This window comes from Clostridioides sp. LIBA-7678 (genome assembly GCF_056716065.1).
This window is the reverse complement of sequence record NZ_CP196987.1, coordinates 1316211-1329310: the sequence shown is the minus strand read 5'-3', so window position 1 is coordinate 1329310 and position 13100 is coordinate 1316211. Positions and strand designations below refer to the sequence as shown.

General features: G+C 29.4%; 10 protein-coding genes and 1 other annotated feature. All 10 genes read right to left on the bottom strand.

Annotated features, from left to right (window positions below):
- Positions 1-20 precede the first annotated feature (20 nt).
- The 10 genes from alaS to dprA all read right to left on the bottom strand — a co-directional run bounded on the left by alaS (position 21) and on the right by dprA (position 13095).
- Positions 21-2660 (bottom strand): alanine--tRNA ligase, encoded by a 2640-nt coding sequence (alaS, locus tag ACTG46_RS06430; protein WP_054269776.1) that lies wholly within the window; start codon positions 2658-2660, stop codon positions 21-23.
- Between the two features lie 67 nt (positions 2661-2727).
- Positions 2728-2967, bottom strand: a binding site (T-box leader).
- Between the two features lie 142 nt (positions 2968-3109).
- Positions 3110-4189: a tRNA 2-thiouridine(34) synthase MnmA gene (gene mnmA, locus ACTG46_RS06425; protein ID WP_054276299.1), complete on the bottom strand. Its 1080-nt coding sequence runs from the start codon at positions 4187-4189 to the stop codon at positions 3110-3112.
- 290 nt (positions 4190-4479) lie between these two features.
- Positions 4480-4920, bottom strand: a complete 441-nt coding sequence (gene nifU, locus ACTG46_RS06420) for a Fe-S cluster assembly scaffold protein NifU (RefSeq protein WP_054269774.1) — start codon at positions 4918-4920, stop codon at positions 4480-4482.
- A 53-nt stretch (positions 4921-4973) separates the two neighbouring features.
- Entirely contained in the window at positions 4974-6167 is a 1194-nt protein-coding gene (gene nifS, locus ACTG46_RS06415; RefSeq protein ID WP_054269773.1) for a cysteine desulfurase NifS, read from the bottom strand.
- A 17-nt stretch (positions 6168-6184) separates the two neighbouring features.
- A complete protein-coding gene (locus ACTG46_RS06410; protein ID WP_003419409.1) occupies positions 6185-6631 on the bottom strand; it encodes an RrF2 family transcriptional regulator in 447 nt (148 codons plus the stop codon).
- A 109-nt stretch (positions 6632-6740) separates the two neighbouring features.
- Positions 6741-7511, bottom strand: coding sequence for a GNAT family N-acetyltransferase (locus tag ACTG46_RS06405; RefSeq protein WP_054269772.1), 771 nt, complete (start codon positions 7509-7511; stop codon positions 6741-6743).
- Positions 7512-7541: 30 nt separating this feature from the next.
- Positions 7542-8807 carry a replication-associated recombination protein A gene (locus ACTG46_RS06400; protein WP_479923780.1) on the bottom strand — a complete coding sequence of 422 codons (1266 nt, stop codon included), beginning with the start codon at positions 8805-8807 and terminating at the stop codon, positions 7542-7544.
- 116 nt (positions 8808-8923) lie between these two features.
- Positions 8924-9709: a GTP-sensing pleiotropic transcriptional regulator CodY gene (gene codY / locus ACTG46_RS06395; protein WP_479923779.1), complete on the bottom strand. Its 786-nt coding sequence runs from the start codon at positions 9707-9709 to the stop codon at positions 8924-8926.
- Between the two features lie 165 nt (positions 9710-9874).
- Positions 9875-11962 (bottom strand): type I DNA topoisomerase, encoded by a 2088-nt coding sequence (gene topA, locus ACTG46_RS06390; protein WP_407963601.1) that lies wholly within the window; start codon positions 11960-11962, stop codon positions 9875-9877.
- 32 nt (positions 11963-11994) lie between these two features.
- Positions 11995-13095 carry a DNA-processing protein DprA gene (dprA, locus tag ACTG46_RS06385; protein WP_479923778.1) on the bottom strand — a complete coding sequence of 367 codons (1101 nt, stop codon included), beginning with the start codon at positions 13093-13095 and terminating at the stop codon, positions 11995-11997.
- Between the last annotated feature and the right edge of the window lie 5 nt (positions 13096-13100).

The window sequence follows — 13100 nt, the reverse complement described above, 5'->3', positions numbered from 1 at the left end:
AAAACCTCCTTAAGTGAATGTTATTTAACTTGTGTCTTAATAACCTCACTTGCATAGCTTAAAGCTTGGTCAACCTTAGATACATCACTAGCTCCTGCTTGTGCCATATTAGGTCTTCCACCACCTTTTCCTCCAGCTATTTTTGCAACTTCTCTGACAATATTACCTGAATGTATTCCCTTGTCTAATACATCTTTAGTGGCAGTAACTACAAAGTTAACTTTATCATCTACTACATTTGCTAGTACCACTACACCAGAACCAAGCTTATCTCTTAAATTATCTGCTGTTTCTCTTAGTGTATCCATGTCCATACCTTCAAATTTATTAGTTATTAAATTAACTCCATTTACTTCAACTTTAGAATCAAAAATAGAATCAGCTGATTGTAAACTCATCTTAGCTTTCATATCATGTAATTCTTTAGATAAATTTTTATTCTCTTCCAATAAAGAGCTTATTCTTTGAATTAAATTATCTTCCTTAGATTTTAAGTTTACACAAACTTCAGAGATAATTCCATCTCTTTCTTTTAGATATTCATAAACAGCTTTTCCTGTTATCGCTTCTATCCTTCTTACACCTGCTGCTACCCCACCTTCAGATAATATCTTGAACATTCCTACTTGAGAAGTATTTGTCAAGTGAGTTCCTCCACAAAGTTCTGTAGAATAATCTCCCATAGAAACTACTCTTACCTCATCACCATATTTTTCACCAAATAGTGCTGTAGCTCCTTTTTCTTTAGCTTCCTTTATATTCATAATATCACATTTTATGTCTAAAGATGATAAAATAACATTATTTACTTTTTCTTCTATTACTTTTAATTCTTCATTTGATATAGCTTCAAAGTGAGTAATATCAAATCTAAGTCTTTCTGGAGTAACTAAAGAACCAGCCTGATTAACATGGTCTCCTAATACTTCTTTTAATGCCTTATGAAGTAAATGTGTAGCACTGTGATTTCTTGCAGCTGACATTCTAATTTCTCTGTCTACTAGTGTCTTCACTTTATCTCCATTGCTTATTTTTCCTGATTTTATTATACCTATGTGTTTTATACTATTATTAGCTCCTTTTTTAGTATTTAGTACTTCTACAACTAAATTTTCATTAGTTATTAATCCACAATCTCCAACTTGTCCTCCACCTTCAGGATAGAAAGTAGTATTGTCTAGTACTATAGATACCTTATCGCCTTCTTTTGCACTTTGAACTAACTCATCATCTTTAACTATAGCTTCAATAGTTCCTTCGCCATATATTTCACTATATCCATTAAATATACTGTCAACTGTAGTTTCTAATTTTGATAGAGGGTCTTCTTTCCAGCTTTCTCCATCCATATTTCCTCTAGCATTTCTAGCTCTTTCTTTTTGTTTTTCCATTTCTTCATTAAAAGCTTCTTCATCTACAGATAAATGTTCTTCTTCTAAGATTTCCTTAGTCAAGTCTATAGGGAAGCCATAAGTATCATATAATTTAAAAGCTTCTTGACCACTTAAAACAGTTTTTCCTTCACTTTTTAATACTTCTATATAAGAGTTTAATATTTCTGTTCCTTGGTCTATAGTTTCATTGAATTTTTCTTCTTCTATACCGACTACTTTTTTAATGTAGCTTTCTTTCTCAACTAAAACTGGATATGCTTTATCATTTACTTTTATAACTTCATCTATTAGCTTTTGTAAAAATAATTCTTTTACACCTAATAATTTACCATGACGAGCAGCACGTCTAAGAAGTCTTCTAAGGACATATCCTCTTCCTTCATTTGATGGAAGTACTCCATCACTAACTAAGAATGTTACAGCTCTTATATGGTCAGTTATTATTCTTAGTGAAATATCATTTTTTGGATTCACTCCATACTTTACTCCAGTTAGTTTCTCAACAGCTTCTAATATAGACTTAATTGTATCTACTTCAAAGATAGTATCAACACCTTGCATGATACATCCCATTCTTTCAAGACCCATACCTGTATCTATATTTTTACTTTCTAATAAGCTATAGTTTCCTTCTTCATCTCTATCAAATTGAGTAAATACATGGTTCCAGAATTCCAAATAGCGGTCGCAATCACACCCTGGTTTACAATCTGGATTATCACATCCATACTCTTCTCCTCTATCAAAATAAATTTCTGAACAAGGACCACAAGGACCTGTACCTATTTCCCAGAAGTTATCATCCTTACCAAGTCTAACCATTCTTTCTTCTGGGAAATTCATTTCTTTTGCCCATATATCATAAGAATCATCATCTTCTTCATATACAGTCACCCATATTTTATCTTCTGGTATATTTAACCATTCTGTAACAAATTCCCAACCCCATTTGATTGACTCTCTTTTAAAGTAATCTCCAAATGAGAAGTTACCCATCATTTCAAAGAATGTAGCATGTCTTGCAGTTATCCCTACATTTTCTATATCTCCAGTTCTTATACATTTTTGAGATGTACACATTCTTACATTTGGAGGTACTTCTACACCTGAAAAATAGTTTTTCAAAGGTGCCATACCTGAATTTATAAGTAATAAACTCTTATCATTGTTTGGTACTAAAGAATAACTATTTGCCACATAATGACCTTTTGACTCAAAAAACTCTAAAAACTTACTTCTTATTTCATTTAATCCCATCTTTTCCATATTATGTTCCTCCTAATAAATTTTATTTTTTCGTTTAAATAAAAAACCTCGTCCCTATAAATAAATTTATAGGGGCGAGGACAATCGCGGTACCACCCTAATTATCATAAAAATTATGATATCTTCGGAAAACCTTAGCTATAACGTAACTACCGTCAATCTCTACTTATATCTTCTTTACATAAGATAAATTATTCAAGATTGCTACTAAAAGGCTGCTTCAAATATTATATTCTAAGGGCTTCCAGCATTTTCCCTCTCTCTGTAAGACATCAAATATTTTACTATTCCTCATCACTGTATTTGCTTTTTAATTAATATACTAATTATATTACTAAATTTTACAAAATTAATCAATACTATATTTTCATATACAATAAATTTATTTTATAAACTTTATTCCACTTTAATATACTTTATTATTTATTTTTTAAATTTTTTAGATGTTTTTATAAACTTTTCTCGATTATTCCTCCACCTACTACAATATCTCCATCATACATTACCACAGATTGACCTTTAGTAATTGCTCTTTGAGCTTCATCAAAAACTATTTTAATAGTATCTTCTCCTATTTTATGAATAGTTGCTGGTGATGGTTTTGCTGAATATCTTATTTTTGCCTGAACTCTTAATGGTTCTTCTAATTTATCTATTGATATAAAGTTAACATCTTTTGCAATAAGTTCTTTTTTGAACAATTCTTCATTGTCTCCAAGAACTATAGTATTATTTATTGGATTTATATCTATTACAAACATTGGCTTTCCAAAAGTAATTCCAAGTCCTTTTCTTTGACCTATTGTATAATATAGTATACCTTTGTGTTTTCCAAGTATATTGCCTTTAGTATCTACAAAAAAACCTTCTTCAATACGTTTTTTAGAATGTTTTTTTACATAATTTGCATAGTCATTATCTTTTACAAAGCAAATTTCTTGACTGTCAGGCTTATTGTGAACTGCCATGCCCATTTCTTTAGCAATTTCTCTTACCCTATCTTTTTCATAATCACCTATTGGCAATAAAGTATGTTCTAGTTGTTCTTGTGTAAGATTATAAAGTGCATAAGTTTGGTCTTTTTTATCTGTAACAGATTTTTTTAGCAAATACCTTCCTGTACTTTCATCCTTTTCTATCTTTGCATAGTGACCTGTAGCTACATAATCACAACCTATTTGTCTGGCTTTTTTATAAAAATCATCAAATTTTATGTGCTTATTACAAGCTATACAAGGATTAGGAGTTTTTCCTTCTAAATATTCATCTATAAAATAATCTATTACTTTTTCTTTAAATACTTCTCTAAAATTTAGAACATAAAATGGTATACCTATTTTATTTGCTACTCTTCTAGCATCTTCAACTGCTGATAAAGAACAACAACCACCTTCATTTTCAACATCGTCATCATCTTGCCACAATTTCATAGTAACACCAATGACATCATAACCTTGTTGTTTTAAAAGATATGCAGCTACAGAGCTATCCACTCCTCCACTCATACCTATCATTACTTTTTTATTCATAAACAAATTTCACCTCATCTTTTGCATTACTTATTATTATACCATATAGAGCAAGCATTGTACTTATTTAAAATATAGCTTGTTCTATTTTCTAAAAAAATAATCATCTTTATTATTTGAATCTTATGGATATATTTTGTTAACTAATTAACTTCTAAATCAATTTAAAACACTTAATTTAGGCAATAAAAAATAGCCATTTTACAAACAGCTATTTTTTATGTCCTAATTATATCATTAATACTTCTTTTAAATCATTTTAAACTTTCTCAAGATACAATCACTTATTTTTATTCTTCTTCCTCTACATCATGGTCATGAGCATCATCTATAACATATCCATCCAATTCTGGTATATGGATATTATTCTTTTGAGCATAATCTATAAGTGCTGCTTTTACAGCTTGTTCTGCTAGAACTGAACAGTGCATCTTTACTGGTGGTAAACCATCTAAAGCTTCAGCAACAGCCTTATTTGTAAGTTCTAATGCATCTTTTATAGTTCTACCTTTTATCATTTCAGTTGCCATAGAAGAACTTGCTATAGCTGAACCACAGCCGAATGTTTTAAACTTAACATCCTTTATTACATCTCCTTCTATGTCTAAAAATATCTTCATTATATCTCCACAAGTAGGGTTTCCAACTTCACCTACACCACTTGCATTATCAATTTCTCCCATATTTCTTGGATTCATAAAATGTTCCATAACTTTATCACTATATTGCATTATTTTTTCCTCCTACTCAATTTATGTCTATTTTTTATGCTTTATCTCTCTGTCTATTTTACTAAGCCTTGTTTCTTTGCATCATCATAAAGTGGTGACATACTTCTAAGTCTCTCTATAACATTTGGTAAATTTTCTAATATATAATCTATATCATCATCTGTTGTAAAATCTCCAACTGTAAGTCTTAATGAACCATGTGCTATTTCATGTGGTAAACCTATTGCAAGAAGTACATGTGAAGGGTCTAATGAACCAGAAGTACAAGCAGAACCACTTGAACCAGCAATTCCTAGCATGTCTAATAATAAAAGTATTCCTTCACCTTCTATAAATTGGAATGCAAAGTTTGCATTTCCTGGAAGTCTATTTTCTAAACTACCATTTATTCTTGTATAAGGTATTCTTTCTAACACACCATCTATTAGCTTATTTCTAAGACGAGTTAAAGTCTCTACATGATTTTGCATATTTGCTTTAGCTAATTCTGCTGCTTTTCCATATCCAACTATTGCAGGTATGTTCTCTGTACCAGCTCTTTTACTTTTTTCTTGCGCTCCACCATGAACAAAGTTATGAAGTCTTACACCTTTTCTTATGTATAAAGCTCCTACTCCCTTTGGTCCATAGATTTTATGTGAAGACATACTCATTAAATCGATTCCTAGTTCCTTAACATCTACTGGAATATTACCTGTAGCTTGTACTGCATCAGTGTGGAATAATATCTTATGTTTTTTAGCTATTTCAGATATTTCTTTAATAGGTTGTATAGTCCCTATTTCATTATTTGCAAACATTATACTTATAAGTATAGTAGTATCTTTTATTGAATCTTCTAATTGTTTTAAATCTACTTTTCCTTCGCTATCAACATCTAAATAAGTTATTTCAAACCCGTGATGTTTTGCTAAGTATTCACATGTATGAAGTATTGCATGGTGCTCTATTTTTGAAGTTATTATATGATTACCTTTATTTTTATTAGCATAAGCTACACCTTCTAATGTCCAGTTATCACTTTCTGAACCACCAGCTGTAAAATACACTTCACTAGGTTCAGCATTTATAAGGTCTGCTACTTGCTCTCTTGCTTTATCTAAAGCATCTTTTGCTTCTCTTCCGAATGTGTGAAAACTAGATGCATTCCCAAAATAGTCTGTTAGGTATGGCATCATTGCATCTAATACTTCTTTTTTAACAGGTGTTGTTGCAGAATAATCCATATACAATCTTCTTTTTTCCATTACATTCATCTCCAAATCTATTTTTTAATATTTGTTATATCATTTTCTAATTTATTTTTGTTATAGTCATTTATCATATCTTTTAGAGTAATTGAATCTATAACATCTTCTATACCCTTTTTCATCTTTTCCCAAACTATTTTTGTTACACACATGTTTGAGTTTTCACATACATCTTCATCTAGCACACAGTCAGATAATGCAACTGGTCCTTCTAATACTACAAGTATGTCACCTACTGTTATGTCTTCAGCATTCTTTGAAAGTAAATAACCTCCTTGAGCACCTCTTACACTTTTTACTAGACCTGATTTTTTTAAAGATGAAAATATTTGTTCTAAGTACTGATCTGATATTTTTTGTTTCTTAGCAATAAATTTTAACGACACTGGTCCATTATCTTGATTTAATGCTAATTCAAACATTGCTTTTAATCCATATCTACCTTTAGTAGACAACTTCATATATTATCACCTCTATATAGAAATCTAATTCATACTGATTTAGTAGGAATTACTTTCAACATCATTTTATTATACCCTACTAATTTTGTCAAGATTAATTTGAAATTTTTTATTTTGAATAAATCCCCCATTTTCCAATGTTCTCAAATCCTAGTTTTTTATATATCTTTCCAGCTTCTTCATTATCATAAAACAAACAAGGTATTTTATTTTCTCTTAGGAGTTCTGAACACAGTTTAATAAGGCACTTTGTAGCAAGTCCTTTGGCTCTATACTTTGGATGTGTCCCTACTCCAATTATCATTGCATGAGTCTTATTTTCTGAAGTACTCTTTGCCATGGATACTACTTGTTTGTTAATCTCTATACAATATCCTCTACCTGTCCTCAATCCATTTTTTAAATTATCTAAAGTAGTGCTGTGAAATTCATCTATCAAATCATAAAGCCTTACTGTCTTTTTAAGATTACCAAGCCTAATTTTTTTAATCTTTTCATTACAGTTATTATTTACCAAGAATTTTCTAGTTTGAAGTTTACAAAAATCAACTATCTTTAGATTATTAAGTCCTAATCTTTTTGCTAATGCATCCACAGCACATATTTTCCCAGAAATTTCTTCATAATTGGTATTACAAAGTAGATTATAAAAACCTTCAACATCATATTCTCCATCAGAATAAAACATCATAAACTCAAAATATTTAAGTAATACTGCCCTTATTTCACCCTTTTCATCTATGTCTGCCCATATATTTAAAAAATTATGTCCATATCCATATCTTTCAATGTCACCTATTATAAACAAATTGTACTCAGGTTCTCTTTTTAAGTATTTCATAACTCTACTATGATAAGTTGAATTAAGCTTTATAATCATAATATCTACCCCCGATACATAAAGTCCAGTTTAAAAATCACTGTCTAGATATTCTAAATATTTCTTTATATTTTTTTCAGTTTTATTTTCTTGTGGTATGTAATAGATACTATCTTTTATGCTATCTGGTAAATACTGTTGCTTTACATAATGATTTTTAAAGTTATGAGGATATTTGTATCCACAACCCCTACCTATATCTTTAGAACCAGAATAATGAGCATCTTTTATACTATTTGGTATGTCCTTAACAAACTCTTTATCTAATTCCTCCATAGCTTTCATTATTGCCATACATGCAGAATTAGATTTTGGAGATGTAGCTAAAAGAATAGTAGCTTCTGCCAATGGTATTTTTGCTTCTGGAAATCCAAGTTGCATAGCCGAATCTACACATGCCTTTACAATCATAATAGCATTTGGATAAGCTAGACCTATATCTTCACTAGCTATTACTAAAAGTCTTCTACATATACTTATCAAATCTCCACCTTTTATAAGTCTTGCTAGATAATGTATAGATGCTTGTGGGTCACTTCCCCTTATAGATTTTTGGAATGCACTTAAAATGTCATAATGACTATCACCATTTTTATCATAATTTATAATCTTATTAAATGTAGATGACTTTATTACATCTGAATCTATGTGAGTTATATTATCTTTATTTGGTTTGGTTGAATAAACTACCATTTCCAAAATATTCAAAGCTCTTCTCATATCTCCATCAGAAAGAATAGCTATATCTTCAATCGCATCCTTATTACATTCAATATCCATATAACTATCTTCATTTAATACTTCAATAGCTCTTTCCAAACCTTTTTCTATATCAAACTTCTCTAAAGGTTTAAATTCAAACACAGTAGACCTGCTTAAAAGAGCTTTATACACATAATGGTATGGATTTTCTGTGGTACTAGCAATTAAGGTTATACTTCCATTTTCCATAAATTCTAATATTGATTGTTGTTGTTTTTTATTAAAACTTTGTATTTCATCTATATATAACAAAACTCCATTTATATTATTTATACTTCCAAGTCCTGATATCACCTTTTTTATATCTTCTAGAGATGAGTTTGTAGCATTTATTTTGTAGAAATTTTTATTGCTTTTTTCTGCTATTATTTCTGCTACTGTGGTTTTTCCAACACCTGGAGGACCAAAAAATATCATATTTGGTAAAAAATTAGATTGTAATATCTTAGACAATATTTTGCCATTACCTATTATATGACTTTGACCTATTACATCATTCATTGTTTTTGGTCTTATTCTATCTGCTAAAGGCATATCCTCACTCCTTTTTTGATTAAAATACTTACACTATAATTATTTCAATAATTCGTCTAAAAAAGGTATCTATTTGAAATAGATACCTTTTCTAATCTCAACCTATAAAATATAGATTATTGATTGTTTTTTAGTTTTTTCAATTCATCTGTAAGTTTATCATTAAGTATTCTTATATGAGTACCTTTCATACCTAATGATCTTGATTCTATTACACCTGCACTCTCAAATTTTCTAAGTGCATTTACTATTACTGATCTAGTTATACCAACTCTATCAGCTATCTTACTTGCAACAAGTAAACCTTCTTTACCATCTAATTCAGCAAAAATATGCTCAACTGCTTCAAGTTCGGAGTAGGACAGAGTGCCTATTGCCATTTGAACTACAGCTTTCTTTCTCATTTCTTCTTCTAATTCTTCGCCTATCGCTCTTAATATTTCTAGACCAACAACAGTTGCACTATATTCAGCTATTACTAAATCATCATCATTAAATGCAGCTGAATATCTCGAAAGTACTAATGTCCCTAGTCTTTGACCACTACCTAAAATTGGTACTATTGTAGTATATTTTTGTAATCTTCCATGTTCTTCTGGGAAAATTTCTAATATCTTTTCACCATTTAAATTTTCTAATGTCTCATCAATCTTTAATACATTTTGAGTATATTCATCTGAAAATTTCTTTTGTTTAGTATACTCATCTTCTATAACTGAACTGTCTTGAGCATCATTTAAATGAAGACCTAGTACTTTACCTTTTGCACTTACTACATAAACATTAGAATTTAAAACATCTCCTAATGCTCCGGCCAGTAAATCAAAAGAGACACTACTTCCACCACTTGTTTGTAATGTTTTATTTATTTTCCTTGTTTTTTGTAACACTTCACTTGCCATTTAATCATCTCCTCATGAAATTTAGGCCTTTTAATAACCTTTTATATTTTCTAATATTATTTTCATTTATAACGAAAATTTATTTTTTATATTAGTTGTTTACACTTGAAAGATTATCATAGATTGGAACCTTTTTCAAGAGAATTATGTGATTTTTTTCAATTTTCACTCTTTTCCGTCATTATGCTCTTTTGACTCTTTGTTACATTCTTTATTAGAACATACTGTTTTTGTTTCAGATTTAGTCACTTTTTCAACCATATATGAACCACACTTCTCACAGAACTCTCCTGTTGGCTTATTCCAAGCTACAAAGTCACAGTTTGGATAATTAGAACATCCATAAAAAGCTTTACCTCTTTTGGATTTTCTAAGTATAATATCTCCTTCTTCACATTTTGGACATTTAACACCAATTTTATTCATAATTGGTCTAGTTGTTTTACAATCAGGATAGTTTTTACAAGCCATAAACTTTCCAAATCTACCATATTTTATAACCATATTAGAACCACAATTTTCACATATTTCATCAGTTTCTTCATCCATATTTATTTTTTCTATATTTTCAAGTGCTTCTTCTATAGCTTCTTTAAGTGGAGCATACGATTCAGATACAATCTCTTTCCAATCTGTATTCCCTTCTTCTATAACATCAAGTTTACTTTCCATATCAGCAGTAAAATCTACATCTATAAATTTATGAAAATTATTTTCTAAAATATCAGTAACTATTATTCCAAGTTCTGTTGGACATAGGCTTGTTCCTTGCTTTTCAACATATTCTCTATTTAATATAGTAGCTATTGTTGGAGCATACGTACTTGGTCTACCTATACCTAGTTCCTCTAGTGTTTTTACTAGACTAGCCTCTGTATATCTTGCTGGTGGTTGTGTAAAGTGTTGGTCTGGTAATATATTTTCTATATTTAATATATCTCCCTTGTCTATACTTGGTAAAATTTTATCTTCTCTTTCTGAAAAATTGTATACCTTAGTATAACCATCAAACTTCATTTTTGAACCAGTTGCTTTAAACACAAGGTCTCCTATTTTACATTCTACATTTAATATATCGAATACTGAATCCTCCATTTGACTAGCTACAAATCTTCTCCAAATTAAATTATATAACTTGTACTGGTCTTTGCTCAGTGAAGCTTTTATACTATCTGGTGTTCTGTCAACAGAAGTTGGTCTTATTGCCTCATGTGCATCTTGGACTTTTTTAGTATCTTTTTTTTCTTTTTTATCACTATTATTTTTATAGTAATTTTCTCCTAAATTACTTACTATATAACCTTTAGCTTTTTCTCTTGCCTCATCAGATATTCTCTTAGAGTCAGTTCTTATATAAGATATAAGACCGACAGTACCTTCACCTTCTATGTCTATACCTTCATATAATTCTTGTGCTATCATCATTGTCTTTTTAGTAGTGAAAAATAGCTTATTTGCCCCTTCTTGTTGAAGCATACTTGTTGTAAATGGTTTTGGAGCTGATTTACGTCTTGATTTAGATTCTATCTTCTCAACTTTTAAATCTTTTCCTTCCATTTCTTTTAATATTTCATTTACAGCTTCTTCATTTTCTAATTCAATTTTTTCATCATTCTTACCATAAAATTTTAAAGTTATATCTTTGTCTTTTGCTGTCTTTGCTTCAACATCTATTGTCCAATATTCTTTTGGAATAAATGCTTTTATTTCTTTTTCTCTATCACAAATTAATTTTGTTGTAACAGATTGCACTCTACCTGCACTAAGACCTTTTCTAACCTTTTGCCACAATATAGGGCTTATCTGATAACCTAGAAGTCTGTCTAATACTCTTCTTGCTTGTTGTGCATCAACTAAGTTTATATCAATATTTCTAGGATGCTTAATTGCTTTTTTAATTGCATCCTTAGTTATTTCATTAAACTCTATTCTACAATCTTCAGATTCATCTAAATTTAGTATATGAGCTAAATGCCATGATATAGCTTCACCCTCTCTATCAGGGTCAGTTGCTAGATAGACTTGTTTAGACTTCTTAGCTTCTTTTTTTAATTCTTTTATTACATCGCCTTTACCTCTTATGTTTATATATTGAGGTTCAAAATTATTTTCTATATCTACACCTAATTTACTTTTAGGCAAATCTCTGACATGACCAACTGATGCTTTCACTGTGTAATGACTTTTTCCTAAAAATTTTTCTATGGTCTTAGCTTTTGCAGGCGATTCTACGATGACTAATGTTTTGGCCATAAAACCACACACCCCCACTACCTAATCTTAATTTATACATTCAAACTGTACGTTTTATTATTCATTTCTACTACTAACTCATTTAGTACTAATTCATTTATTATTGAATTTACATACTTTATTTCTATACCAGTATAATCACAAATACTATCTATATGCAAGTTTCCTTCTCTTTTTATAGCCTCAATTATTTGCTTAGACTTGGCATTTAAACTTATATTATCATATTTTTGATTTATTTTTTTATCAATAATATTAAATATGTTATATTCATTAAAAATATCATCTATATTTTCAATTAATTTTGCACCTTCTTTTATAATTTTATGACAACCTCTACTCATTTGAGAATTTATATTACCAGGTATTGCGAAAACATTTTTTCCATGTTCAAGAGCAAAATCCACTGTGATTAATGCACCACTTCTCATTGCTGCCTCTACAACCACTACTCCATCACTTAATCCGCTAATAATTCTATTCCTATTAGAAAAATGATAAGGTGCTACTGCTGAGTTAATATTATACTCTGATAATAATAATCCCCCATTTTCTAATATTTTATTTGATAAATATAAATTTTGTTTTGGAAGAGGATTGTCTACTCCTGAGCCAAGCACTGCTATAGTTTTAGATTTTCCATTCATACAACCTATATGTGAGTATGCATCTATTCCTATAGCTAATCCACTTACTATATTAACCCCATACTGGGATAGTTGACAACTAATTGTTTTTGCACAACTAATTCCATAAGCTGTAGGTTTTCTTGAACCTACCATAGCTATATTAAAATTATCATTAACTAGACCTATATCACCTTTATAAAATAATAATTTTGGAGCATTGTATATATTTTTTAATTTCTCAGGATATTCTTTATCATATTGACAAATATATTTAATTGTTTTTTTATAAAGAAGTTCTTTTATATTTTCTAAATAAGCGTGACCTCTATATTTTACTATATTTTTTCTAATATTCAAGCTTATATTTTTTAAATTATATATTTCTTTTTCAGAAAAATCAAATATATCCTCAATATTTACTACTTCATTTTCTATTATTTCAATTGTTTTTGTTGTTATTCCACTAATTGATTTTAACCATAAATAGATATCTCTTTTTTCCATAAAAT